Genomic DNA, 25,412 nt, shown 5'->3' on the forward strand with positions numbered 1-25,412 from the left:
CCTTGCTTGCGGACCAGACCGGCTGGTTCCCGTTGGTGCTACAGGCACGAGGCAAGCATTCAAGAGACTTGAATATTTGTCAATCCAAATGAACGCTGAGCGTTGCTCAGAAAGTCGCCGGCGTGTTGACCCAGAAGATGCTGGCGCGTTCCTTGCCGATATTGCGGTAATGATGCGGCAGCTCCGACCTGAAAACGAAGGCATCGCCGGTCGCGAGAGCATGTCGCTTGCCGTCGACGATCAACTCGATCCGGCCGGCGAGCACGTAGCCGACTTCCTCGCCGGCGTGCTGAATTGGACCTTCGCTCTCGCCGTCTGCCTCGATGTGATGGATGTTGCATTGTAAGAGGTGGCCGGCCGAATACGGGATGATGCGTTCGAGCGAGATTCCCTCGCCGCGCCGTAACGCGTCGAGCGCGATCAACGGCCGCGCGCCGGCCCGGAACACGATCGCCTCGTCGTCGTCGACCTGCTCGAACATCCAGCCGATATTGGTGTCGAGAACCTCAACCAGACGGTGAAGCATGGGCAGGGACGGCGAAGCCTTGCCGTTCTCGATCTTGGACAGCAGGCTTTCCGAGCAATTCGCAGCCGCGGCCAGGCTCTTCAGCGTCATGCCGCGTGTCTGGCGGGCGAGGCGCAGCCGAGTTCCAAGTCTCGCGGCATTTACGGTGGCGTCCGTTTCCGACTCTGGCCGCCGCCGATCGATTTTATTCATCTGTTCGCCAACCATTCAACGGTCAAGGGCAACTATCGCGCGAGCAAAAGACCTCGGCCGACGAATTGCAAGTGCTGATGCGTCAAATTCGAGACTGCAGCCGACCTCCCGCATCTGGCGAATGCTAATCCCGCATGAATCGCGCTGATGACCCCGCGCTCAGTTGTCCTTATCGCATGGCTATCCATCGTGGCCGAAATCGCCAGCCGCTACCGCGTTGCGTCACGTGGCGAGTGGACCTGGAACAACAATGCCTGCAAGACGGCCACACAGCCAATCTACACAACCACGGCCGTGCCGACACGATAAAATCTGGACTGTCACCGAATTCGCGGAGTCCGCCAGAAGTCACCCGCGGCAGCGCCCTATGGAGTTACGCCCAGGGCGCGCAGGCTCTTGGTAGCCGCGACGTACTCGATAAAATCCCTGGGGCAGTGGCGCACGGCTAGCCGGTAATGTCGCAAAGCCTTGTCGGCATTGCCCTTGAGCTGGTGGAATTCCGCCGCGTAGAAATTGGCCTCACACAGATTTCCGCGCCTCCTGCTCGGGACGAGATCGTCGGCCGCGGCCAAGGCTGCTTCGGGCGACTGCTCGCCAAGGAACATGCGAACCAACGGCGCCGGCCATCTGGTCATGTCCAACTTGCTGGCCACACGGCGCAAATGGCTGGCGCCGCCACCGCGCAGCTCGGCCAGATCCGCCCAGATCGCATAGTAGGCATTGTCGGGTGCAAGTGTCGCCGCCATTGTAAGATCGGCTTGCGCTTTGGCCGGTTCCGGGCCGTAGAAATAGTAAATTCCCCTGCTTCCATAAGGGTTGACATAGGTCGGATCGAGCGTGATCGCCTGGCTGTAGTCAGCGACGGCGCGCTCTGCATCACCCTTTGCGCCCCAGGAGATGGCCCGGTTGTTGTAGGCGAACGGGTGTCGGGGGTTGAGTCTGATCGCCTCGTCGAAATCAGCGATGGCGCGGTCGAATTCCCCTATCCTGTTGAAGACGAAGCCGCGGTTGTTGTAGGCCTCCATATATGCCGGATCGAGCTCGATTGCGTGGCTGTAGTCGGCGATTGCGTGAGCGTCGTCGCCCTTGTGAGCCCAGCCGAGACCTCTGTTGTAAAAGGCCATGGCTTTCCCCGAGTCGAGCTCGATCGCCCGGTCGAAATCGCGGATGGCGCTGTCGTTCTTACCCTTCTCGAACCACAGCAGCCCACGCTCGTTGTAGGCATCAGTGTCGTTCGGATCGAGAGCGATGGCGTTGTCGTAGTCCACCATGGCCTGGTCATTGTCACCGCTGTCGATCCAGGCCATAGCCCGGTTGTGGTAAGCGATGGTGCGACTGCCCGGGCTTCGCGTCCTGTCCTCGATGATCCGCGTGCAGGCCGCGATCCGCTGTGAGCCTGCAGCGGCGCCACCGCAATCGTTGCCGTCCTCAACCAAGGTCGGAGCGCCGAGCGCAAGCAGCAAAACGAGACCGGCCAGTACCCGATGTCCCGCTTGAATTGACCGTTCGATTGGCCGCCTGTCAAACATCATGTCAGCAGATTTCGGATCACTATTGCGGGTTGTTGGTCTCCTGCCAATTTGATCAACAAATTCAGGTTCTGCGGAAGGCATCGCCGCTAAGAAGATGGGCTGATAAATATTGACTTGAGCTGATCGCGAGGTTGTGGGCTTGCTCGCGCTCGGGACCGCGCAGCCAAAGTGGGCCTGGACTAGGACGAAATCACGTAAATTGAGCTTCGACAATTCTAAAGAAAGTCCAACAGAATTAATGGCCTGGCACCTTGCGAAGGTGAATTGCGGAAGCGGAGTTTGGTATTTGCCTTAGCGCTTTAGAAGTATAGACACATCGACACGAGGTGCGAAGAAGCAACGCCAATACAGCTGATTGGTTACAACATATTTATTCTCGCAGATATGGTATTGTCCATCCGGGGATTCCTGTACACGGTCCCGTGGGATGGTGAAATTATGCGGCAAATAAGTGTACCCACCGTCTACCCTGGACCGCACCGAAGACCGAGGTACGGCGCGGCAATCCGAACCACCGCAGCATTTGAATTTGGTCTGCGGGTCAATCTTGTCTTCGTACCAATCATGGGCGTTAGCTGCTGTTGCGGCGACGATACACATTGCCGTGAAGATGAGCCTTCGCATGGCATTCCTCAAATATCTGGCAGGCGCTGCTCGTTGGGGTTTCCATGTATATTAGCGTTCCATTGAAAATACCATTGGCCTCCGATCGAGTAACGCAGCTCCAGCCAGCGACGCTCGCAGCCGAAAGACCACGTTGGGTCAGGTCAGGACGACATTTGCGCCGAACAAAGGTCTGCTCTTGTCGCTCCGGTTCGAAAGCCGCCTGTCTGCTCTGCGCCTAATATCCGACATTGAGGCCTCCTGGGTCGTTTCCCGAAAACAGACAGACAGCTCAGGCGGCATGGTGTCCGGGGACCCGTAACTGCCATTCGCCTGGTTCCCGAGCGTATGACGACTCCCCTTCCAATTTGGGATATGGTTCCACACAGCACCCTTAGTGCTTGGTTGGGAGAAGGACGTGGACATCGCGGCATGGCTGAGTAGCCTGGGACTGGAGCGATACGCTCTGGTCTTCCGCGACAATGACATTGAATCCGAGATGCTTCCTCAGCTAACGGCGGAGGATCTGATAGCACTCGGGATCACATCGGTCGGTCACCGGCGCCGGCTGCTTGCCGCTGTGGCTTCATTCGGAGACACATCCGGCCCGTTACTGATCAAAGCATCCTCGCGCGACCGCGGGAGTGCGCCGGCAAGGTCGCCCGAGCATGGTGACGCGCGGCCACCGCACGCCGAACGGCGCCAATTAACAGTCATGTTCGTGGACCTCGTCAGCTCGACCGAGTTGTCGCAGCGCCTCGACCCGGAGGACATGCGGGAGGTTATTCGCGCTTATCAGATCGCAGTGTCGGAAGAGATCACCCGTTACGAAGGGCGAGTCGCCAAGCTCATGGGCGATGGGGTGCTGGCCTATTTCGGTTGGCCGCAGGCGCACGAGGACGATGCCGAACGAGCGGTTCGCTCGGGCATGGCCGCCGCCGCAGCAACGGCCCGACTTACAGCGCCGGGAGGCGAACCGCTGGCTGCCCGCATTGGCATCGCGACGGGACTGGTCGTTGTCGGCGATCTCGTTGGCGAAGGATCGGCACAGGAGGAGGCCGTTGTAGGCGACACGCCTAACCTGGCTGCGAGGCTGCAAGCGCTCGCCGAGCCGGGCAGCGTTGTTGTAGCTGACGGCACGCAACGACTGGTGGCCGGTCTATTCGATATGGTCGATCTCGGTCGCGGGGAGCTAAAGGGCTTCGCAAAGCCGGTCCGCACCTGGCGCATTGTCGGCGAGACAGCGGCAGAGAGTCGTTTCGAGGCGCGGCAGGACATTGTGACGCCGATTGTTGGGCGGGACCAGGAACTCGAGTTTCTGGTTGACCAGTGGCACCGGGCCTGCGCCGGGGATGGCCGAGTGGTGCTGTTGTCTGGAGAGCCGGGCATTGGCAAATCCCGGTTGATCGCGGCGATGGTTGATCGATTGAGCGCCGAGCCGCCTCCGCGGCTACGCTATTTTTGCTCGCCCTATCACATCAACAGCGCGCTCCATCCCGTGACCACGCACGTCGAGCGAGCCGCCGGACTGGATCGTGACGACACTACGGACGTCAAGCTTGACAAGCTTGAGGCCCTGCTCCGCAGCATCGTCCCGGACGTTGCGGAAGCAATGCCTCTATTGGCGACGCTGCTGTCGATCGACACGACTGGCCGCTACCCGCCCACCAGGCTGCCGCCGTCAGCCCAAAAGGCCCGTACTTTGGCTGCCCTTGTCCAACAAGTCGAGGCGCTGGCCGCACGCGAGCCCATCATCGTCCTCGTCGAGGATGCGCACTGGATCGATCCCACGACCGGCGAATGGCTGGATATGCTGATTGGTCGCTTGCGGGACATGCGGGTGCTCCTGATCGTAACCTTTCGACCCGAATTTCCGTCGGGTTGGAATCAATTTTCGCATGTAACCGCCCTGTCGCTCGATCGCCTCGGACCCGATCAAGGAGCAGCGATCATGGATCGCGTGGCAGGTGGAAAGGCGTTGCCGCCGGAGGTAGCCAGCCAGATTCTGGCCAAAACCGAAGGCGTTCCGCTGTTCGTTGAGGAGCTGACCAAGACCGTGCTCGACTCCGGTCTCCTTGTCGACGCGGGCGACCATTACATGCTCTCAGGTCCTCTGCCTCCTCTTGCGATTCCTTCGACGCTCCAGGATTCTTTGATGGCTCGCCTCGACCGACTGGGGGCGGTCAAGGAGGTCGCTCAAATCGGCTCTTGTATTGGCCGCGGCTTCCATCACCGACTGCTCGCTGCCGTGACGGACCCCGACGAAATCCGTCTCCAAGACGTCATGCCGCAGTTGGAAGAATCCGAGCTCGTTTGTCGGCGAGGCGTTCCTCCAGAGGCGACCTATACGTTCAAGCATGCGCTGGTGCGGGATGCTGCCTATCAGAGCCTGCTGAAAAGCCGTCGGCAACAGATTCACGCCAAGATCGCCGCGACGCTAGAGGCGCAATTCCAGGAAGTTGTCGCGACAGAACCTGAAACGCTTGCGCATCACTATACCGTCGCCGGCGTCAATTATCAGGCTGCCGTTTATTGGCTCAAGGCAGGGCAGCTCGCGCTGAAGCGATCTGCCAATCTCGAGGCGGCCTCCCACCTCCGCAAGGGGCTCGAGCTGGTCGGATCATTGCCCGGATCTGAGGACCGCCTGCGACTGGAGCTTTCGCTTGAAAGCGCAACGGGAACGGCAATGATTGCAGCCAAGGGCTGGGGAGCACCAGAAGTCCTTCAGGCCTTTTCGAGCGCGCGGAGGCTTGCCGATACGCTAGGCGACAAGCCGCAAATATTCGCCGCGATGCGCGGCGAGAGCTCCTACCAGACCATTTCAGGCAACCTGCGCGCTGCCAAGATGCTGGGCCACCAATGCCAATCGCTCGGATTGGAACTCGCGCAAGCATCCGATGATTCGGGGTACATCCTCGAAGCACATCACCAACTCTGGGGGATCTACTATTACCTCGGTGACTACGACGCGAGCGAACGTCATGCAAGCCATGGCCTGGCCACTTATGATTACGAGCGACATCGTCACCTTGCTTGGGGCTATGCCGGACACGACCCCGGCGTATGCTGTAGGGCGTTTTCCGCACAGATGCTCTTCATGCGCGGCCATTCGGTCCAGGCGCTCGTACGCTCACGCGATGCAATAGCGCTAGCCGAGCGAGACTCGCATCCGGTCAGCACAGCACAAGCGCAGCTAAGTTTCTGCTTGGTCCACCTGATGCGGCGCGAGCCCGCCGAAGGCCTTCAATGGGCGAAGAAAGCTATCACTCTGTGTGATGAATTCGTCATGCCGTTGCTGCTTGGCCAGGCTCGTGTGTATTTCGGCTGGGCGCTCGCCGGTCTGGGGCAGTTGGAGGAAGGCATTCGCCAAATGCGCCTGGGAATTGCGGGTATCGCCGCGACTGGCGCGGATATGGGCATGGCCTACTACCTTTGCATTCTTGCGCGTAACTGCGGCGAGCGCGGCGATGCAAGCGAAGGCCTTGCCCTCCTGGCGCAGGCCTTCGATACTCTGGGCAAATCGACCTCGAAGTATCAGCTACCAGAGTTATTGCGCACAAGGGGTGAGTTGGTTTCAGCGCTGGACCCAACCGATGAAGCCGCCGAAAGCTGGTTCCAGCAATCTCTCACGGCGGCCCGCGATCAAGGCGCGAAATCCTCTGAACTGAGGGCCGCGCTTCGGCTCACCCGCCTCTATACCGGCCAAGGCCGCAACGACAAGGCGCGGCATATTCTTGCGCCAGTCCACGCCAGCTTCACCGAGGGGTTTGACACGCCTGATCTCGTAGAGGCCAAAGGCCTGCTCCGAATGCTTTCGCATTCGACGGAACGCGGGTGAAGCATTGCATCCGATACGCAAATTCCTAGTTGGACGACGTCGCCGTGGAAGGAGAAGCGATATGCAAACGTGGGCTGGTCTGTTGGTGGGCGCCGCCATGACATTTGCGAGTGGATCGGTTTCGGCAGAAGAGCTCACTATCTTTTGGGCGGAATGGGACCCGGCGAATTACCTTCAGGAACTCGTCAACGAGTATGAGAAGGAAACCGGCGTCAAGGTAACTATTGAAACGACGGCCTGGCCGGGATTCGAAACCAAGGCCTTTGCCGAGTTCAACGCCAAGGGCGACGCCTATGACATGGTCGTCGGCGACTCGCAGTGGCTCGGCGCCGGCTCGACCGGCGGCCACTATGTCGACCTCACCGACTTCTTCGCGAAGCACGATGTAGCCAAACTGATGGCCCCCGCGACGGTGAAAGTCTACGCCGAATATCCCGGCAACAGCGGCAAGTACTGGGCGATCCCGCTCGAAGGCGACGCCATGGGCTGGTCCTACCGCAAGGACTGGTTCGAAGACCCGAAGGAAATGGCAGCGTTCAAGGCCAAGTACGGCTACGACCTCGGCGTGCCGAAGGATTTCAGGGCGCTGCGCGACATCGCCGAGTTCTTCTACCGTCCCGATCAGAAGAAATACGGCGTCGCCATCTACACCGACAATGTCCACGACGGGCTGGCAGGCGGCTTCGAAAGCTTGCTCTTCTCCTACGGCGGCGAGCTTGGCGACTATTCGACCTACAAGGTCGACGGCATCATCAACTCCGACAAGGCGATCGCCGCGCTCGATGCCTACAAGGAACTCTACAAGTTCACGCCTCCGGGCTGGGCCAACGCCAATTTCATCCACGACAACCAGGCGATCACCGAAAACCTGGCCTCGATGAGCATGAACTTTTTCGCGTTCTTCCCATCACTGATCAACGAAGCGAGCAATCCCAACGCCAAGAACACCGGCTTCTTCGCCAACCCGGCAGGGCCGAACGGCGACCAGTTCGCCGCGCTTGGCGGGCAGGGCATCTCGATCGTCTCCTACTCCTCGAAGCAGGCAGAATCCCTGAAGTTCTTGGAATGGTTCATCAAGGATGAGACCCAGAAGAAGTGGGCAGCGCTCGGCGGCTACACCTGCAGCGCAGCCGTACTGAAGTCGGATGAGTTCCAGAACGCCACGCCCTACAACAAGGCCTTCCACGAGACCATGTTCAAGGTGAAGGATTTCTGGGCGGTTCCCGAGAATGCCGAACTACTGCTACAATTCAACCAGCGCGTCTATCCTTATGTGACCGGCGATTCCGGCACGGCCAAGGAAACGCTTGACGCGCTGGCAGCCGACTGGAACGCGACGTTCAAGAAATACGGCCGCCAGTAGGCCGTCTGGCCTTGGAAGGCTGGAGACCAAGCCGCTGGCTAAGAGGCGACTGAGCGGTGATCCATTGCTTTGTCGCTGTTTTGGTGACCTCAATGGCCGCTCCTGGCGCGCAATGCTGCCATCCCTACGCGCGAAAACTATTGGCTACGGGTCAAGGGCGGACTTTGGCTTGGTGCACGGCCAAGGTCTCGATCGGGGAATTGCAGACGTCCCGCTCTAGACGGGCGGCGCGAGCCACCAACCGTCTGTCAATGGTATGACCCAGCGGCACGACTCTGCGATAATCCCAAAAATGAAGACTGGAATGAATGAGCCGTGCCCTTGCGGGAGCGGCAAGAAGTTCAAGAAATGCTGTTTGAATGCCGCCAAACAGGGTGTGCGGAGCGGGCTAATGCCTGAACGCGACCCCGTCTTCTTGGCGCAAGCGCAAGCCATGATGCGCCAGCATCAGGCTGCGGAGAGCGTGCGCCAGCAGCAGCAAGGGTACGGCAACCCCATCGTGTCGTGGGTGGATGAGGCGAACGGCTTCCGGTTCGTGGCGGCTAAGACGACGGTCCACTGGGGGAGGAATTGGGTCATCTTCCCCAACTTCCTCGACTACTTCATGAAGAAGACGCTCGGCCATGAATGGGGCGAGCGCGAACGCAGCAAGGGCCGGCACCCGCTCTTCCGGTGGTTGCAAAAGACGCAAGCATACAGCAGCCACAAGCCCGGCGACCGGAAGGTGACGACCATTGAGATGATGGGCTTCATCGCGTGCTGGCTGCACCTGGCTTATCTGACCTCTTCAACCGACGATATTGACCGCTCCTTTGCGGATGCTCGCGGGGTATCCTCGCCGCCCGCTACGATAAGGTGCGCGAAGCCGGCATTGTAATGAGCCAGGCAGTGCTGATCGCGGTCGGCATCGAATGGGATGGCAGGCGCCAGATCTTGGCCGTGGAGTGGCCAATCGCGAGAGCCGCTCGGCCTGGAAGGACTTCCTCTCGCGCGCTGAAGGCGCGGCCTCAGGGCGTCGAAGTCGTCTCCGACGATCATGCCGGCCTGGTTGCGGCGATCGGAGAAGTGATCCCGGAAGCACGACGGCGGCGCTACTACCTGCACTTCCTCAGAAACGCGCTCGATCACCTAACGAGGAAACGTGGCGACGATTGCCTGGAGGAACTGTGCTGGCCTACAACCCGCGCGATCTCACCGAGGCCAAGGCTGATTTCGTCGCATGGTTGTCCAAGTAGTCGGGACGTTATCCCCGACTGCCGGCTTGGGTGGAGGAGTCCATCGACGTACGCTGACCTTCTTCCGCCTGCCGCGCCAGCACCACAAGCACCTCAAGTGCACCAATATGCTTGAACGGCTTAAACGAGGAAATCCGCCGCCGCAGCGATGTTGCTATCAAGATGGGCGACCTGCGTGAGCACAAGAAACTCGCTCTGCGCCAAGCCGCATGAGCACCACCACGGCCGCCCCTTTTTGCAGAACTTCACGCACAACCGCCCGAAGGCGATCGATCGGATGGAGAGCTGTGCCGCGTTCGGTCAATGTAGCGATGAAGAGGATAGTCGCTCTAAGAGGTGCCCCGAAACGCCTGAAGATCAAATTAGACGAAGTTCGGCATGCTAGGCCGGGATAATGCGCGGCCAGCGGCAAGGCAACCGAGAAGACTATAGCTGATGCGGTATTCGGCAGCGCAATACCAGCAGTTCCTCAGCAGTCGATTGCCGACTATGCCGCCTGACCCAAATGGGTCAAGCGGATACCAATCAATCAGTGATACGCCTCCTTGTGTTATCAAACACAACATCGAGGTCGTGAAATGATGGGGGTAGCGAAGCTCTTTAGTTGCGACACTCGCTTTGCTGGCGGTAGCCGGCAGCCTGCCTTTTCCACAGGCCGGGGGTTCGCGCCTTCGCTTGCCAATGCGGCGAGGAAGGTTGCCAGGAAGACAGCAATGGGGATGTTTGCGCACCCGGTCGTCAAAGGCTGCACCGCCAGACTCGGCTGCCCTCCGCCACATAATTGCGTTTAAGCCGCGCACTCTGAATCGCTTACTCACCTGACCTCCTCCGCGAGCAGAGAGGGAGGAGGGAAACCTAGGAGGAACAGACCATGCGCTACAAACTAGCAGTTACTATCCTCGCATCAATGATCGGACCCTTCGCGGCCACGACACCCATCGCAGCCAAGACGATCGGCGCGGTGGTATGGGACACCTGCAGAGGGCCAATGTCCAACAAGTACGACAGAATCCGGTATCCGAAAGTGTTCGTCGGCGGCTATCGGCATAGCGACGGCGAGGCATATTGTTTCTGGCGGCACAACAAAGGCCTCAAATATACGATGAAGAACGCCCGTTCCATGATTACCGCCACGCTGAATGATTGCTACAGCGCCGGTTATGACCTGTGCCAAGTAGTCGCCCTAAACGGCTCCCTCACCGAGAACGGGCTCCGAATCCGCAACTTGTCGGTGGCAGACGCCAGGTATTCACGGCAACAAAGGCAGCAACAAACGGCAGGCAACGTGGACGCGTTCTTGAACGCATTCGTTGGCGGGCTCGGCGCGGCTGGGGCTTTCGTACCATCGCCGCCTCGCGAAACGTACCGCCCAGCGCCGCGGTACAACAAACAAGCTGACAATTACATCCGTCAAAACAACAAACAGCTTCTCCCAGGGGGCAGCGTCTGTACCGCCGCGCAGCGGGCGAGAGGTTGGTCAGAGGAACGTTGCATGCTGAACTAGGCTCAAACCGATCAGAGACTTGAGGCGGAAAAGCTTTCCTGATTCACGTATGATGGGAATCTCGGGAAGTGGCGCATGGCGCTCTTCTCGTTGCCGGATGAGGCGTGGGCGGCGATCGAGCCGCATTTACCCGGGCATCAGTCCGGCGCCAGGCCGGTCGAGGCAGCCTTGATCATCGTAGGCCTCTTCGGAGGGACCAGGTGCAACTTGATTTCGGAAGTCCTCAGCTTTTCACGGGGCACGTGACGTCTATCGTTCGATGAGTCCTTCTGGATGATCTCGCTGCGATTGCGCCCAAAGTCTTGTATCGAAGCGGTGCCATCGGTGGTAGTAGGCCGTCCGGAACAATCGTCCTTGGCGAATTTGAATATGGGACGATCCGAGGAGGTTTGGTCGAGTTGCCTCGCGCCAGCGGCAAGGCGGCAAGGCTAGGAAGTGGTGCAAGTCGAATGCTGCATTTCCTCTGTCGGTACGCGGCGATCAGCGACAGCACCAGAAGGGGAGGGAGGACGCTCTTCTCTGTACAAGCTCAACCAAGTACTATTGCCAAGCTTGACACCAGGAGCGACAAAGCTTCTTGGGCTTCTGCGAACAAGAAGCCAATTCCTTCTACCTTTGCACGTGATTGAGTTCACCTGGAGGAGAACTCAATCTTGGCGTTTTGCGCCGCTGCTAGTTCCCTGACTACTCGAGTATTCGCCTGGTTGATCGAAAAGAATGCAGCGCCGCTGCGATGCTGTGAACGAGAACGCCACACATTGATTCAAGGCCCAACATTCGCTCCCGCATTTGTCCCGGCTCCGTGCTGACAGGACATGAAAACCATCCCCCGGGAAAGCCTTGTTGTTGAAGTATTCGAAGTACATGTCGGCCTGCGACGAAGTCGGAGTGGCAAGGCTGGAAAGGACACCGCTGGTGGCGCGGGCGTTCACCAGAAGCTGCCCAGTTCCCTCCTTTAGGAAGCACTTCCTGTTCCAAGCATCGAACGTGTAGGCTCGACACCAAGCGTCAGCGCTTCGACACATACCTTCACATTGGTCAGCATCCAGAGCCCCGATTGTTTCGGTCGCCTCGCCGGTGAGATCCCTATTGCGAAATCTCGTGAAACTCGCAGGCGGTGGCGAAGCCGTGGCTTCCTCGATCGGTGGCTCCGGCGGTTGAGCCGCGACAGGCGGATTCGAGGGCGGATGGTAGCCCATGACCAGACTGCGAGTGCCGGCGATGTGTGGCTGGCTCTCGCTGGCGCCGGCGACGTTCTTGAACAGCCTGCAAAGTCCGTCTGCAAACGAGTAATCGAAACCGGCGCAGCCTGAACGGGTGGAGCAGAGCTTCCTGCAGGACTCCATCGGGATGCCGACCTTCGCACTGACTTCTCCATTGAGGAAAGTCTGTGGATAGTTGAAGAGTTCCTCGGTCGATTGCGCCTTCGCTGACCGAATTCCGACCAACGAAACGACAGCAGCCGTAACTGCGCCAACCAGTGCCAAAAGGAGCCCGGGGATCCTGTAGCTAGAGCTGCCAACCGACATGCACGCTCCTCGTCTGCGCCAGCGCCAATGACCTCGTATTTGTTTTCTTGGCTACAGGCTCCAACGCTACCTTCCTTTCAATCTTGCGCATCCCCACCAAATCGGCCGATTGTTGTTCGAGGCATTTGATATTGCCTTTATCCGGGACTCAGCCAGAGGCTTCCCACCAAACAGGCAATTGCTAGCCAGAACAGAAGCGCGATCCGCCACTTATGGACGAGCCGGGTTACCCGAAAACGCGTTTGCCATTCGTCGGTACCTGTGTCGTAGGCGCGTATGCCAACGAAAACCACGAGCAGAGCTAACGGAGCAACCCACTCTAAATTACCAACGTCAGGATGCCCGAGCCAAGGAATGACAACAATCGAGACTAGAATGGTAAGAAGCAACTCGATCCTTTTCACTTTGTGCCCTTCCTTGACTTCTTCTAGAGAGGTTCGGAGCGCATCAGGCATTCATCCCGGCAATTGAGCCGCGACAGGCGGACCGGCCGACGGAGAGTAGCCGGTGATCAGACTGTGCCGGCGGTATCTAGCTCGGCTTCGCTGGCGCCTTTGAGCCGTCAGCCGACACGTATTCTCCCTACCCAAGCCGCGGCTCGCGCCTGCGCTGACGTTCCCGCAACCAGCGAGCACCCGAATTCACATCCCTGGCGAGCAAAACTCGCCCGCCGGCACTTGGAAAACGCCTCTCACAGTCTTGCACATTTTAAACCGCCCCCCTTGCTTCTTTACCGGTTCTTGCTGCTGCGGCACAACGCGGTGGGCGGCGGCCGGCTTGGATTTGCGAACGCCTTTTTTCCGCGTGCTTTTCGCATTCTCGTGTAGCTTCGGAACCGGCACGTTAAGACCGTTAACCTTTGGCGGTTGAGCCGCAGCAGCAGGCGGATTGGTTGGTGGATGGTAGCCGATGATGAGGCTGCGGGTGCCGGCAGTGTATAGCCTGTTTTCGCCCGCGCCGTCGACACTCGAGAACAGGCTGCAAAGTGATGCGGCCGACGAGTAGCTGAAGCCGGCGCAGCCGGAACGGGTGGAGCAGAGATTCCTGCAGGATTCCATCGGGACACTGACCTGTGCGGTGCCGATCCCGTTCAGGAAAGTCTGTGGATAGTCGAAGAGTACCTCGGTCGATTGGGCGTTCGCTGGCCAGACTGCAACCGATTGAACAACGGCAGCCGCTACTGTGCTAAGCAATGCCGTTAGAAGTTCTACGACTCTGTACCTAGAGCCATCAGCCGACATGCTTCATTTTCCTTGCCCCAGAGGCTCGCGCCAGCATCGTCCCACGCGCTAACGTTCTCTCACAGTGATTGTTTCCTTGGCAACAGCCGGCGCAAGCTTCCTTTTCAAGCGCATGACGTTGCCGTAAGATTCTCGTATTCGTTCAAGCATTTCCGGATCTTCGCGAGCTTCCTCAGACAAGAGATCAGCTATCTTTTCGGGGATCGAAGGGTCAGGATGTTTGTCGTTGGCGAATATCAGGATGTCATTCCCTGCTAGAACGGCTTGCCGCACTGAGTCTTCAAAGCTGAGGCGGTCGGTGATGCCCTGCATCTGCATGTCGTCACTGATGATCACTCCTGAGAAGTGCAAGGCTTTTCTCAGGAGCCCCGTCAACGTCGCGCGGGAAAGAGAAGACGGAACGTTGCTCGAACCGGACAGCCTGTCGTTTATGACATGCGCGGACATGATCATGTCGACGTCGCCCGATCCGATCAGGGCTTCGTAAGGAAGAAGCTCCTCCGTGCTCCATGTCCCGGTGACGTCTGCCATGCCCTTGTGAGTGTCCTTGTTGCTGGAACCGTGTCCCGGAAAGTGCTTCAGCGCGGTCAGAACCCCCTTCGCCCGATGCGCTTGCACGAAAGCCCTCGAGTAGGCCTCGACCTTATGCGGATCCGCGGAAAAACTTCGTCCGAGCTTTCCAATAATGGGATTAGCAGCATTGAGATTGACGTCGACCACCGGGGCTAGGTTGAGGTTGAAACCCAAATTGGAGAGACCTGACGCGAGGTCTAGGTAAACAAGGTTGGCTGCGTCTGGAGTCATGGTCTTTGCGACCGCTGCCTCGCTGGGGGTCTCCTTGAATCCGACGGCGCTCGTGAGCCTCTGGATGCGGCCACCCTCCTGGTCGACCGCAATGAGCAGTGGGGCTGCGGCGACTCGCTGCAAGCCTTCGTTCAATTGCCGCACTCCCTTAAGACTACCTATATTGCGCCCCAGATAGATGACTCCCGTTATTGTTCCGTCTTCGGCTTGTCTGACGACCCTCCTGTAGCCCTCGGCATCCGGGTCGCTGCCGACGAAGCCAACCAGCACCATCTGACCGATCATCTGACGCAATCTGGCGTCTTCGATTATCCGGTGCAAATTGGTCTCTTGAATTTTAGCTTCCGACATCGGTTCCGCCCGCAATGGACTCGAGAGAGCTTCTGCTATGATGCCACCCAAGATGGCACAGGCGACAGCAAGAACAGGTGCGATCCGCGGCGGCATCTTCAGTCCCTCGGAGAGACGGGGCGGACAAAGTCAGGATAAACCGTCCGTTCAGACTTTCGCGCGGATGTCCTCGTTTTGGAGCTCCTGACGGGAGAGAGGTATGTACCGCTTTTCAGGTAGCAGCGATTGGGCCTCGTGACATATGTAAATCCGCCGCATTGGCTGTCCGACCCGCACTGCTGCATGCATTCCTGGTACGAACGCGCCGGCCAGTCATTTAGGTCATTGCCTAGAAAATCGCTGTTCATGAAGAGTTCCCATTCGGTGCTCAGGGTCAAGGCGGGCTGCGAAGGCTTTGCCTTGAAATAGAGGCCCGAAGTTCCGCCCGAGTAAGACTGCACGAAATCGTAGCCCGACTTCAGAAAGCAGCGGTTCGCTTCTTGGTTGTAGGTGAATGCACGGCAGGAGGCATGGCCGTCACACATTACCGAGCATCTTTCGGCATTGGATGCAGCCAAGCCTTTCGGCACGATATCTTGGCCCCAGAGATCAATGCCACTGAAAGACGCGTAGTACCAGGACTCGGAGTTGACGGGATCGGGGTATCCCGGAATCCGTTGGCGCGTGCCGGCAGTCGAAAGCGGATCTGACTGAGCGGAGCCAATTCCTTCGAACAGGCGGCAGATGTTAGTTGCAGAGGAGTGATCAAATCCAACGCAGCCCGAACGTTCTAGACAGATTTTCCGGCAGTCATCCAGAGGTCTCTCGAACCCCGCGCTGGTGGTCCCTTTCAATGCAGTCTCTGGATAGTCGAGAAATTCCCCGGGCTCCTGTGCAGATACTCTGGGCACAATTTCGGGCATCGCTAGCAAAAGGGACAGCAGCAGCGCGGCCGACGCGATCCTTGCCGCGAACGCGCTAAACCGATGACACCTCTGCTGCATACTCGCCTTCCCCTAAGCCCAAACCCCCGATGAAAACGCGGCCTGGTCAGGGATTGATCGACCCTTCGCAGTAGGTGGTGCGAAGGAAGTTTTCGTATGCGTTGGCGTGGTTCGAGCCGGAATCGCTGGATTCGAGACAGAGTGAGTTCAGGAGGCTGTTGGCTTTCGGATTGCCCTCGAGCGCAAGTTCGAAATAGGAACGCGCGGCTTTGTTGGCATCGATTCCGTCGACGCGATCCGGCGCAAACGTCCTTGGATCGTACCAGCGCGCCATTTCGAGTTTCGCATCCTGGTTGCCTCTCTGCGTGGCAAGATTGATAGCCTCCATGCCGACGCTCCGATCTCCACGTTTGAACGCCTCCTGGCTCAGGGCGAAGAGTTCATGACCATCCGTGTCCGTTTCCCTGAGCTTCGCCAGCCTGACTGCGAGTGGAGGATTTGTCGGACCGGGGCAATTCGGTACAAGGCTGCGCGTCTCCGAGGTCGAGCCACTCCCCGAACGGCAACCAACTACGCTCGTAAACAGGCGGCATTCGTTCTTTTCAGAGTGGTCAAAACCTTGGCACCCGGAACGGCCTTCGCAGAGTTGCCGACATGCTTCCAGTTTCATGGGAACCTGGGCGCTGGTGATCCCGTTCAGCACAGTGCCCGGATAGTTAAAAAGCTCGACGGGCGCGGCAGCATCCTGCGCGCCCGCCGACACGGCGGTGCAAAGGAGCATTGCCGCGGCCGCCACAGAAATACGGAGGGGCAGGGCACATAAAGCAAGATACTTCTCTAGGTTGCTCTTCCGCATGCTTCCATTCCTCCGAAGATTCCACAGGCGGCGGGTTGCCAGGCCTTGTCATTTGTCATTATTCTAAAGTCCCTTCGCAATAAGTGTTCACCAAGAACCCGTCAAAACCGGGACCTTGAGGAGAACTCGCGCTTTTCGCGCAGAGGGAACGAAGCAGTTCCTTGGCCCCCGTTTGACCCTCTATCGTCAGCTCGAAATAGGTCCTCGCAGCCTTGTTTGCGTCTGGCCGATCTGCTTTGGCGGGATTGAAGGAACCCGGATCGTACCAGCGCGCGACTTCGAGCTTTGCGTCCTTATTGCCCCTTTCCATCGCAAGATTGATCGCCTGCAAGCCGATCGCTGCGTTGCCTTTTTGGTATGCCTCGCCGCTCAGGGCGAACAGTTCAGCACCGCTACTGTCCGTCCGCTTCAGCCTCTCGAACTTCACGATCAAAGGCTCGGGCTTAGGTATTATCCAGTATCCTCCGACCGCCGACAGCAACACCAACGGGATCAGAAGGTATAGGTACCGCCGCCTCTTCTTTGGCAGTTGCACAGGCGGAGTTCGGTCCTTCGGCTTCTCTTCCTCCTCCTGGGGCGGGTCGACGATCTTTTCTATGACATCGTCGGAGGGCTTCTTGATAGGCGTGAATTTCGGAGGGGGGGTCAGCCCTGCGCCCCAATTACCCGGGCGAGGGGTGATCGGCGGCCAGAAGGCGTTGCCCCATACGTCATGGCCGTCGACTTCGATCCTAACTTTGGTGTCCACCCTAATGTTGTCGCAGACCTCGGGCGAAACAGCCACCGTGGCCGAGTTCGCGGAACGGCTGACGACCACGGCTTCTATGGTCGCCGGGCTCGCCTGCCATCCGGCATCGCCAAGATACGGAGTGTCGGAGGTCTTGCGTGTTATCGTCAGGCGCAACTGCGGAGAGCTGCCCAATTGCTGCGGAAATTTTACCAGGGCATGCCAGAAGAGGCGCTCTTCGTCCTCTGTGACGTCGATCTTAACCTCCGTCATCGAACCGCCCCAGCCAACCCGGCAGGCTGCGTCGCCGACGCATCGAGCGCCTCCAGGATAGCCCTCAAGCGTTCGTTCTCCCCGACGTTGACTGTGACCCCTTCGCCTGAAAGGACATTGTCGGTGACCAGTTGGTTGAAGGCGTACATCCATTCCGAGAGGGCAAGGTAGGAAAAGTTCCGACGCTCCTTGCCAATCCCGTCGCAGTTGGAAACGTTCGGGCGGCGGGCAAACACCTTGACCTCACCGTCTTGGCCGTCAGGAGCCGATGGCCGCTTGTCCTCGGGCACCGCCTCGAAACCGAGCGTGCTGACGAAACGGTTTATGCGGCTCGTCGCCAGGAACCCTGCCTTCTCGAGCAGGATGGCAGGATTCTCGAGAGCTCCCGAGAGCTTGGCAAGGTCCTCGGCTATGCTCTCTTCGACCCCAGAGCGGCGCGCTGCGGCAGTCAGCTCCGCGATCAGCTCGCTTGCCAATTCCTGGCCAAGGCCAATGGCGAGCAATGCGCTGTCGTTTCTCGCAAGAGCAGAAAGCCCGTCCACCCAATGCCTCATCGCGGAGCGGGCGAGATAGGCTTCGCGCGCGGGCGCTTTCTGCGAAACAGACTGCGAGGACACCGCGGCAGTGGCCACCTTCGTTCTCCCAGGCAGATGAGGAGGTTGTCGGGGCCCTGTACGCCTTCTCGAGGTGGGGTCCGATTGGGTGCCTTCCTCCGGCGCGTTCTGGCGCTTGAGACGGTTGCCGTAATCGATGTGAAGATGTTCGGAAATTCCGCTTTGCGAAATCTGCAGCAACTTCATCGCGAGGCCGAACTGGTCCCGCTCCCATGCTTCGGTCAGGCCCCCAAGAATCCGGTCTGTTACCTCCCGGCGCTCGGCAAGGCGCGTATTGATGTCGCTGTCGACGAAATATGGCGCCAGAACGCGCCGGATTTCATTGACAATGATGCCAACGCGGCCGCGGATTTGCCCATATTTAATCTCGGGACGGCAGATTGCCGCAAGGTTCTCCGCCAGATAGCTTACGCCACCGTCGTTTAGTTTCAGAGCCTCGTCGAAAGCCCTGGCCGGTTCACGGAAGTGCTGATTGACTTCATCGACTTCGAGATAGGCTTCGCGCAGGGCGGCCACTTTCGCCACCTTGTCCGGCAAAATTGCGACCTCGTCACTGCCCTTGTACTTGATCAGGAACTCGGCCTTGAAATTCGGGTTCCGGAGCCAGAACGTGTTGTTGAACGGCCTCTTTGGTGTCCACTCGGACGGCCACTTGTGGGCCTTGCCGAAAAAACGCGTCAGCGAAGATCCCAACCGCGCGCCGAAACGATCCGCCAGACTCTGCCCTTCATCCCCTGCTCTTTCGTTGAAGTGCTTGTCGAACATAGTCAGCACCAGGAACAGCGCAGTCTCGGCGTTGGCCCGCTCTGCCGGAGTCGCGCCATGCGAAGTCTGGATCCAGTCGTCGATCATGTCAGGGAGCGTGGCGACGTCCTGGTTCGAGTCTTTGATGCAGAGCAGCATGCTGGAGAGTTCCTGCTCGGCCACGTATCGGTCAAACAGGAAGGCCACCTTGCCTCTGACGAAAAGGTCTTTAAGCCCGTGCGGGTTAAGCTCGAGGAAAGACTCGATCTCCACCTTCTGGCGGCTCCGCGCGCCGGGGAAGTCGAGGAGGTCCGTGTGTTCGAAAAACGGCCATGGCTGTTCAGAAATCGCGATGCGGAGTTCAGCGGCCAAGGCGGTAATGACCGGCTTCGGAAGCGAAATTGCGGAACCCTTCATCGGCTGGATGAGCAGTTCTTCCTGGCCAGGTTTTCCGAGACCGAGCAGTGTTTCGACGTCGATGATGCTGCGGTCCCTCGGAACGATCGCCTCGATCGGGCAGTAGGCCTCGTTGGGGAACCCGAGCTTCTCGAGCGCTTCGGCGAGTTCGAGGTAGATGTCGCTGAACGCCTGAACCCCGCCCCATAGCACGGAAAAGAGGTCGGCCCGCCCGGCAACGGAAAGCCGCGGCGCAAGTGTTGCCGCCTCTTCCCAGTACGCGCCGAGCGTCTCGATGTTCGGCATTCCAGCGAACTGCTTTTCGAAATATTCCTGGATGTCCCATACGTCCTCTTCGGTCATGCCTCCGGCTGGCGCTTTCGAAGCGGCCCGGCCGCGGGCTTCTTCCAATGCGGATACGACGGCATCTGGCGAGAGCGGCGCACGCTTTTTCGCGTCGCCATCAAGGAAGAAACTGTTGCCGAGAATTTTGGCGGCGTCGGCTTCGCTGAGCATTCGCAGGACGACCGGCGCGCCCGGAGGGCTCGGCTCTTCGCGAACCGAGAAACGGGTGACAAGCCCGGTGGACTCCCGATCCCCACCCGGATTGATCTCCCGGATGAAGTCGACCTCCCGACCGAGATCGCCAAAGCGGGCCATCAAGGGCGCGCTTCCATGGCGGGCCAGGACCGACACGAGATAGGACTTGCCGGCCTGGCTCGGGCCGAACACCCCGACGCACATCGGGCGGTCGATCGCCGCCATCGCCTTTCGGGTGGAGACGATCGTCTTTCTGAGCTGCTGCTCGGCTCCTCCGCGCGTGCTGCCAACCCGATCCGAGTTCGCAGCGGTTCCGATCCACGCAAGCCCATCCTGCGCCGATTTCAGCGCGGTGTCACAGGCTTTCTTCAATTCCTTACGCATGCTTAAACCGCCGTTTCACTGGATAGAGATTATTCCCGTGTCGAGCCAGTAACCGTCACCTGTCTCGACCGCTAGCGTGTCCAGCTTCAGCTCCATCAAACGCTTGACCGGAATGCCGTCGGCGTCTTCCGCGTCCTGGATCACGAATTCCTCGCGCGTCGCCTCGCTTGACAGAAGGGCGATCTCGCCCGTCTCGTCCCCTTCCGGAACCTGCACGTTGCGCCCGATAGTGACGCGGACTGGATTGTTTATGCTTCTCGACGAATGCATCTGAGCGGTCGTCAGCTTGTAGAGTGGCGTTGCCACCCAGCGCTCCAGCGGAAGTTGCCTGAAACCGAGGCGAGTCGGGCTGTGATAATCGAACTCTGCCTCGTCTGCAGAGGCAGTTGCGGCATCGAGGTCGACCTCCGAGAAAAGCAGCCTTTCGTCCGGTAGCGTCGCGTTCCCCTGGAGCCGCCCGATGTAGCGGGCGGTCGACTTCATCCTGAGGTACTTGGAATAGAGCGTGAAGTCGGTGAGCTGCCGTTCGGAGAGCGCGCACAGCATCGCTCCCACGACCGCGGTTGTCTTCGGATCGTTGATGTGCGTGTTGCTGAGGCCCCGGAAGGGATACCACGTGCCGACGCGATAGTCCTTGATCGGAATGACGCAGTCGGCGCGGACGGACATCTTGTTCACGAACAGGTTTATCATCTGCGGCAGGCGCATCGGCCGCCCGGTCAGCAGCACCACGTCCACGTCCAGATGGTTGATCGCTTCCGCGATGTTGTCGAACGCGCCGTCGAATATCGACAGGACGCACTCCTCGACCGCCAGAGGGTCTATCGCGATATCGCAGTCAGCGATATTGAAGTCGCCGGCTCCGAGCGCACCCATGTTTTCCTTGAGATAGCCGAGTATGCGCGCGGCCACGGGAATGTCGCCTCCGGACTCCATCGTCCAGCCCCCCATCTCGAAGAAGCTGCCGGCCTTGCGGATTTCCGTCTTGCGGCTTGTCGGCGGCATTGCTTCGCATTCAGAAAGGAGCCCGATTGCGATTGGCTGAAGGACCTGAAGCACGAATTGTCGGCGCAGGTGTTTTTCCTGCTCGGACATGTTCGGATTGTCTCCCGCGAAGCGGGCTTTTAGATAGTTCCGCGCATTTGGCAGGCCTGCCTGGGCGAGCCCTTGCTCGAGCTTCGGGATCACGACTCGCTCGATCACTGCCTTGAGGAGGTCGTCACCCGCGATGCGGAAGCCCTCTCTGAAGTTCTGGTCGGGAAAGATCGCAACGTTGTCGGTCTGGTAATAGGTCGTAACCATGAGGTCGCTTGTGCCGCCGCCCACGTCGACGCTGGCGATGCGCAGAGAGCGCTCCGGCTTCCCCTTGGATTTTGGCGGTGGAAGTGTCGATGGCCTGTCCCTGTCCTTGCCAAGCACGTCGAACAACGTCCTGATGGAGCCGCCCAGCTTGTGCACCGCCTCGCCATACAGATAGACGAGATGAACCGAACTCGCCTCGTCCCACGAGCAGTGAATTTTCGGACGCTCGCTGTTGATGCCGCCGCTGCCCCATTCTGACAGGGACCATAGCAGCTTGACTGCGGCTTCCGCGCGCGACCGGAGGATGCGCTGCTCCTGGACCGGAGTAGCGGACGGGATCGTGATGATGATCCTGCGGAGGCGGCGGGGAGAGTCCTTGAGTCTTCTTTCGCGACGCGCGCCGGGATTGTTCATCATGGAAATCGCCTGCGCGATGATCTCGACGAGCATGAACGTGAAGAAGGACGACCTCGAGAAGCAGAAGCGGCTCGCCGTCTGCATCTCGCTCTCCCTGACCCTCAACTTGAAATCGCGCCTGTCTTGCTCGATCTGTTCGATAACGTCGCCCCTGTCGTTTACGAAACGGTACATTGAGCGCTCGATCGGCGGCTCTGGCGAATTCGAACGGAACTTCCACTCCTGCAGAACAGGATCGGAACTCCACAGATACCGCTTTGGCGAAGAAAGCCCGGTCGCGGCCTCGGTGCCTTCCGACTCGCCGCGCAGGCGCGAGGCTTCGGGGCCAATGCGCAGCAGGCTTGGCCAGAAGAACGCCCGGGGCCGGCCAGACCGCCTTGCGATGTCCTCCGGGCCGAATTCCCCGGCTATCAGCTCGCACTGGCTCTCGAACGGATCGCGATAAACGAGCTCGGGCTTCGAAAGGTCCCGTAGCTCCAGGACAACGGAGTTGTTGAGGTCAACGTTCACGTCGTCCGGAAACGACTGGATCAGAAGTCCGCATGACCGCGAGTTTCCGATGTCCAGCACGAGGTCCACGTCGACGGGCTGAACGTTTCTGTTTTCGCTCACCGTATCGATGAGGGTGACGCGAATCGGCTTGATCGCGCTGGCGAGAAACTGGACGAAGGTCATGTACCGGGCGAGATGCTCGAACTGTTTACCCTCGAAGTCCTCTGGCCGAAGCTCCCGCCCTCTCCTCTGGAGCTTCTTGATCGCAAAGAAAATGTCCTTCACCCAGTCGTCCAGCCACTTCTGCGCGTCCACAGGGCCTTGCCCGGGAAGTTCGACCTTGTGGGACAGGAATGAGATGATGTCCGGAATCTGGCTGACGAACCGAAAAGACTCCGTCCTCATCGCGTCTTCCGGACTGGGCGCCAGATAGGCGCGGTTCGGCTTCCGGGGGGCGAGCGAACTGTCGAACGCGAAGATCGCCCTATGCGTTCCCTTCCGGTCTCCGTAGGCCTTCCTGGTTTCGGTCACCCTTACACGGACCCAGTCGGTCGGGCCCTGCGCGTATATTTCGTTGCCCAGCGCGTCCTTTCCAGGTTCAATCTTGAAGAACGGCATCGGGACCCAACAGTCCAAAAAGGTCTCCAGCGCCTTCGCACTCGAGATAGGGTACTCTATGTCGTCTCCTTTGGGGGGGTAGGGCTGCTCGTCCGATTCGGGATCGTCGTCGTTCCAGTTCGGAAGCAGGCGGACCAACGTCTTTCCATCCGAACCCGTTTCGCCCGGCGACAGCCGTTCGATGAACGACCTCGACAGGCGCGGAGTCGCGTCGACGTCGAACCCGAACTCGACGAATTGGATGCCGCTGTCCGGAACCAGCGTAAAGCCGTCGCTGAAATCGGCGAGGTTGGTCAGCATGCGGTCGCCTCATCGGGCTTTGCCGGGGCAGGCGCTGTCATGGCGTGTCTAACCCCGTGGCTTTCAACAGCAGATTTTTTGTCTGGCGTATCGAGGCCGCCACCCGGTTGTTTTCTCAAGCACATGGTCCTTCGCCCTCTTCGGCCCAGCCTGCGCCACCCGACCGATGCGGGCCGCAGCCTCTGTCCCGTCTCCAACCCGAAGCGCATCTGGTCGAGCTGGGAACCAGAGCGGCCCCTTTGCTCAAGTTGACAACATTCGCCAGCATCCGTGTTTCCTGCATCCTTTGCACTGCCTCTTCAGACGATCTCCATAAATCCGCGTCAAGCGGGGCAACGTCATATCAGTGTCTATTGCTTGCAATCTGTAACACACATGGTAATTTCGTTTGTTTCAAAATTGCAATTAGGCAGAGTATCGCTGTAATTCCAAGTTAGGTGTTTCGCTGTCCCAATGACTCCATCTCCTTTTGCGGCTCCTCGCGTCACAGTATCATGACAAATTGTTTCTTTTCCATCAAGGCGAAACCTAAGATCAAAATGGATACTAATATCCCTGTTTTTAATCTTTGTAGACCATGGATTTACAGTGAAGTCGTAAGTGCCCTGTGGAATGTCGTCTTGCCACACGATGTTCTCGACGGGTTCAGAACTTATGTTTTTCTTCAGATTCCTGTTTGAATCGCGGTCTCTTACGCCATCGCCACAGATCCCAGGACCCGTGGCGCCTTTGTTGCCGCCAAGAATTCCTCCTGGGCAGGAGGCAATAAGGTCAAGGTCGTCCAGGGTTTGCCATGACAATGTCACCTGCAGCTTTCCGGTGTGCCCCTCTCCTAGGCTCTTGTCCATAGCCTTCGACTCCTTCGTCTGCGCCGGCTTGGGAATGCACGAAGTCAGGTGCCGCCGCAGTTGGACCTCGACCGCTGCTGCTTCCGTGATGAGTTGCTGCGTCCGCAGGCTGGCCTGGTCCAGGGGCGGCAGCGGCGCTGCCAGGGCGCAGTAGGCGCCTTCGCCCTTTCCGAAGGCGACGGTCCCGAACGGTAGGATCAGGCCGCAGGCCGGAATCAGCAGCCATGCGGTCGCCCCCGCAAGCACTAGGGGGACGAGCCAGACGAGGCTGCCGACGACCCACCGCCACCAAAAGGCCCCGGCGGAAGTCCCGGCCACCCGTCGCGCGGACTGCTCCGTCTGACGCGCCACACTCGACAGCTGGCGGTCACTGACGTCGATTATCTCTCCCTTGCCGCTCGTTACGGCGTCGTGCTTTTCGTAACCCCACGCCGTGACCACGAGCATTCCGTCGCTGCCGTCCGAACCGCCGGAGACCCAGACGTTCTCGTCTCCGGGGAACGTCACTGCGTTGCGCAGCGCAGTCGCCGTCGACTTGGCCGCCGGGTCGGAGCGGGCTTCGTGCGCGGCCGCCGCCCTGAGAACTGCCTGGACGGCTTGGTAGAGCCGCGTCTTGTAGACGGCAGACGTTTCGGGCGGAAAATCCGTCAGGCGGACGAGAGGCTCGTCGCGCTCGGTGTACCAGTCGATCCCGGAGCCGTCCGTGCGCGGCACGGGCTCGGCGAGCTCAAGACCGATCCCGGCGGGGAATTCCCGGCCCAGCACCGCCTGAAGCCGGTGGACCGAGCGCTCCGCCGTCGATCCGAGGGACCGCATCTGGCTGAGCGTAGTCGTTGTGACGAACTGGCTCATTGGGGCGGTACCGACGCGTCGCTGTCGGCTTTCTTCCCGGCTTCCTGGAGCGGAGGGCCAAAAACAGCGGGGTCTGCATCGCATGCGGCCTTCGCAAGCTCGGCTTTCATTCTGCCGATCTGCTCTTCGACAAGCCGGTTGACTTCCGCGCTGTCCACGACGGGAGCCATCGGCTGGGGCGGAAGCACTTCCGGATAGAGAAGGTGAGTTGGCCAGAGCCAGGCCACGTAGACCAGGCAGGCGGCGAACACCAGCGAAAGCGCCCCAAGCGGCCAAAGCCAGGAACGCCTGGGCCTTGACGAAGCCGCGACCTCCATCCCCAGGGACAAACTGGCGGCCTCGGGTGCAATGACGCGTCGCGGTGGAGTTTGGCCGGCCATCTTGAACCCTCCGACTTACAGCCCACAC

Annotated in this window: 18 protein-coding genes and 1 pseudogene; 7 read left to right on the forward strand and 12 right to left on the reverse strand. The window is 59.4% G+C overall.

All coding sequences use genetic code 11. From position 1 onward, the window contains the following. Positions 1 to 106 precede the first annotated feature (106 nt). Complete coding sequence (locus NKJ93_RS21590) at positions 107 to 718, reverse strand: cupin domain-containing protein (RefSeq protein WP_352483916.1); 612 nt, start codon at positions 716 to 718, stop codon at positions 107 to 109. A 147-nt stretch (positions 719 to 865) separates the two neighbouring features. Between NKJ93_RS21590 and NKJ93_RS21595 the strand changes: the two genes are divergently transcribed. Beyond that, positions 866 to 1,027 (forward strand): hypothetical protein, encoded by a 162-nt coding sequence (locus tag NKJ93_RS21595; RefSeq protein ID WP_352591020.1) that lies wholly within the window; start codon positions 866 to 868, stop codon positions 1,025 to 1,027. Between the two features lie 56 nt (positions 1,028 to 1,083). Here NKJ93_RS21595 and NKJ93_RS21600 read toward each other — a convergent pair whose 3' ends face one another. Continuing rightward, positions 1,084 to 2,463: a tetratricopeptide repeat protein gene (locus NKJ93_RS21600; RefSeq protein ID WP_352548561.1), complete on the reverse strand. Its 1,380-nt coding sequence runs from the start codon at positions 2,461 to 2,463 to the stop codon at positions 1,084 to 1,086. A gap of 808 nt (positions 2,464 to 3,271) precedes the next feature. On the opposite strand from NKJ93_RS21600, the gene NKJ93_RS21605 reads away from it, so the two are divergent. The 6 genes and pseudogenes from NKJ93_RS21605 to NKJ93_RS21630 all read left to right on the forward strand — a co-directional run bounded on the left by NKJ93_RS21605 (position 3,272) and on the right by NKJ93_RS21630 (position 10,793). Next, positions 3,272 to 6,691, forward strand: a complete 3,420-nt coding sequence (locus tag NKJ93_RS21605) for an AAA family ATPase (RefSeq protein ID WP_352483914.1) — start codon at positions 3,272 to 3,274, stop codon at positions 6,689 to 6,691. 97 nt (positions 6,692 to 6,788) lie between these two features. Then, entirely contained in the window at positions 6,789 to 8,054 is a 1,266-nt protein-coding gene (locus NKJ93_RS21610; protein WP_502896961.1) for an ABC transporter substrate-binding protein, read from the forward strand. Between the two features lie 304 nt (positions 8,055 to 8,358). Beyond that, positions 8,359 to 8,412 (forward strand): annotated as a pseudogene (locus tag NKJ93_RS21615) (SEC-C metal-binding domain-containing protein); the annotation flags it as partial. Between the two features lie 33 nt (positions 8,413 to 8,445). After that, on the forward strand, positions 8,446 to 8,931 hold the full coding sequence (locus NKJ93_RS21620; RefSeq protein ID WP_352548640.1) for a hypothetical protein: 486 nt from the start codon (positions 8,446 to 8,448) through the stop codon (positions 8,929 to 8,931). Continuing rightward, positions 8,931 to 9,404 carry a transposase gene (locus tag NKJ93_RS21625; RefSeq protein WP_352548559.1) on the forward strand — a complete coding sequence of 158 codons (474 nt, stop codon included), beginning with the start codon at positions 8,931 to 8,933 and terminating at the stop codon, positions 9,402 to 9,404. Before NKJ93_RS21620 ends, NKJ93_RS21625 begins: the two co-directional genes overlap by 1 nt. Before the next feature lie 756 nt (positions 9,405 to 10,160). Beyond that, positions 10,161 to 10,793 (forward strand): hypothetical protein, encoded by a 633-nt coding sequence (locus NKJ93_RS21630; protein ID WP_352483911.1) that lies wholly within the window; start codon positions 10,161 to 10,163, stop codon positions 10,791 to 10,793. A 647-nt stretch (positions 10,794 to 11,440) separates the two neighbouring features. Here the strand turns inward: NKJ93_RS21630 and NKJ93_RS21635 are convergent. From NKJ93_RS21635 to NKJ93_RS21680, 10 genes are all read right to left on the reverse strand, one after another. Beyond that, positions 11,441 to 12,322: a PAN domain-containing protein gene (locus tag NKJ93_RS21635; protein ID WP_352483910.1), complete on the reverse strand. Its 882-nt coding sequence runs from the start codon at positions 12,320 to 12,322 to the stop codon at positions 11,441 to 11,443. Between the two features lie 641 nt (positions 12,323 to 12,963). Then, positions 12,964 to 13,563 (reverse strand): PAN domain-containing protein, encoded by a 600-nt coding sequence (locus tag NKJ93_RS21640; protein ID WP_352548556.1) that lies wholly within the window; start codon positions 13,561 to 13,563, stop codon positions 12,964 to 12,966. A gap of 48 nt (positions 13,564 to 13,611) precedes the next feature. Further along, positions 13,612 to 14,814, reverse strand: a complete 1,203-nt coding sequence (locus NKJ93_RS21645) for a glycoside hydrolase family 3 N-terminal domain-containing protein (RefSeq protein ID WP_352548554.1) — start codon at positions 14,812 to 14,814, stop codon at positions 13,612 to 13,614. A gap of 2 nt (positions 14,815 to 14,816) precedes the next feature. Continuing rightward, positions 14,817 to 15,701, reverse strand: coding sequence for a PAN/Apple domain-containing protein (locus NKJ93_RS21650; protein ID WP_352591023.1), 885 nt, complete (start codon positions 15,699 to 15,701; stop codon positions 14,817 to 14,819). A gap of 46 nt (positions 15,702 to 15,747) precedes the next feature. Further along, positions 15,748 to 16,497, reverse strand: a complete 750-nt coding sequence (locus NKJ93_RS21655) for a PAN domain-containing protein (RefSeq protein WP_352483907.1) — start codon at positions 16,495 to 16,497, stop codon at positions 15,748 to 15,750. Positions 16,498 to 16,555: 58 nt separating this feature from the next. Beyond that, complete coding sequence (locus NKJ93_RS21660; RefSeq protein ID WP_352483906.1) at positions 16,556 to 17,497, reverse strand: hypothetical protein; 942 nt, start codon at positions 17,495 to 17,497, stop codon at positions 16,556 to 16,558. Further along, entirely contained in the window at positions 17,494 to 20,175 is a 2,682-nt protein-coding gene (locus NKJ93_RS21665) for a virulence factor SrfC family protein (RefSeq protein ID WP_352548552.1), read from the reverse strand. Before NKJ93_RS21665 ends, NKJ93_RS21660 begins: the two co-directional genes overlap by 4 nt. 15 nt (positions 20,176 to 20,190) lie before the next feature. Further along, positions 20,191 to 23,304: a virulence factor SrfB gene (locus NKJ93_RS21670; RefSeq protein WP_352591026.1), complete on the reverse strand. Its 3,114-nt coding sequence runs from the start codon at positions 23,302 to 23,304 to the stop codon at positions 20,191 to 20,193. A 350-nt stretch (positions 23,305 to 23,654) separates the two neighbouring features. Further along, entirely contained in the window at positions 23,655 to 25,004 is a 1,350-nt protein-coding gene (locus tag NKJ93_RS21675; RefSeq protein WP_352548550.1) for a hypothetical protein, read from the reverse strand. Further along, complete coding sequence (locus tag NKJ93_RS21680; RefSeq protein ID WP_352483902.1) at positions 25,001 to 25,384, reverse strand: hypothetical protein; 384 nt, start codon at positions 25,382 to 25,384, stop codon at positions 25,001 to 25,003. Before NKJ93_RS21680 ends, NKJ93_RS21675 begins: the two co-directional genes overlap by 4 nt. Between the last annotated feature and the right edge of the window lie 28 nt (positions 25,385 to 25,412).

It is taken from the genome of Mesorhizobium sp. M0028 (genome assembly GCF_040323855.1).
Taxonomy (GTDB): domain Bacteria; phylum Pseudomonadota; class Alphaproteobacteria; order Rhizobiales; family Rhizobiaceae; genus Mesorhizobium.

What these genes read in the sequence shown, in the direction of transcription:
- NKJ93_RS21680 (WP_352483902.1), bottom strand. Translation starts at nt 25,384, where the DNA reads ATGGCCGGCCAAACTCCACCGCGACGCGTCATTGCACCCGAGGCCGCC.
- NKJ93_RS21625 (WP_352548559.1), top strand. Translation starts at nt 8,931, where the DNA reads ATGAGCCAGGCAGTGCTGATCGCGGTCGGCATCGAATGGGATGGCAGG.
- NKJ93_RS21660 (WP_352483906.1), bottom strand. Translation starts at nt 17,497, where the DNA reads ATGACGGAGGTTAAGATCGACGTCACAGAGGACGAAGAGCGCCTCTTC.
- NKJ93_RS21590 (WP_352483916.1), bottom strand. Translation starts at nt 718, where the DNA reads ATGAATAAAATCGATCGGCGGCGGCCAGAGTCGGAAACGGACGCCACC.
- NKJ93_RS21595 (WP_352591020.1), top strand. Translation starts at nt 866, where the DNA reads ATGACCCCGCGCTCAGTTGTCCTTATCGCATGGCTATCCATCGTGGCC.
- NKJ93_RS21630 (WP_352483911.1), top strand. Translation starts at nt 10,161, where the DNA reads ATGCGCTACAAACTAGCAGTTACTATCCTCGCATCAATGATCGGACCC.
- NKJ93_RS21670 (WP_352591026.1), bottom strand. Translation starts at nt 23,304, where the DNA reads ATGCTGACCAACCTCGCCGATTTCAGCGACGGCTTTACGCTGGTTCCG.
- NKJ93_RS21655 (WP_352483907.1), bottom strand. Translation starts at nt 16,497, where the DNA reads ATGCGGAAGAGCAACCTAGAGAAGTATCTTGCTTTATGTGCCCTGCCC.
- NKJ93_RS21610 (WP_502896961.1), top strand. Translation starts at nt 6,789, where the DNA reads ATGACATTTGCGAGTGGATCGGTTTCGGCAGAAGAGCTCACTATCTTT.
- NKJ93_RS21635 (WP_352483910.1), bottom strand. Translation starts at nt 12,322, where the DNA reads ATGTCGGTTGGCAGCTCTAGCTACAGGATCCCCGGGCTCCTTTTGGCA.
- NKJ93_RS21650 (WP_352591023.1), bottom strand. Translation starts at nt 15,701, where the DNA reads ATGCAGCAGAGGTGTCATCGGTTTAGCGCGTTCGCGGCAAGGATCGCG.
- NKJ93_RS21620 (WP_352548640.1), top strand. Translation starts at nt 8,446, where the DNA reads ATGCCTGAACGCGACCCCGTCTTCTTGGCGCAAGCGCAAGCCATGATG.
- NKJ93_RS21640 (WP_352548556.1), bottom strand. Translation starts at nt 13,563, where the DNA reads ATGTCGGCTGATGGCTCTAGGTACAGAGTCGTAGAACTTCTAACGGCA.
- NKJ93_RS21645 (WP_352548554.1), bottom strand. Translation starts at nt 14,814, where the DNA reads ATGCCGCCGCGGATCGCACCTGTTCTTGCTGTCGCCTGTGCCATCTTG.
- NKJ93_RS21665 (WP_352548552.1), bottom strand. Translation starts at nt 20,175, where the DNA reads ATGCGTAAGGAATTGAAGAAAGCCTGTGACACCGCGCTGAAATCGGCG.
- NKJ93_RS21675 (WP_352548550.1), bottom strand. Translation starts at nt 25,004, where the DNA reads ATGAGCCAGTTCGTCACAACGACTACGCTCAGCCAGATGCGGTCCCTC.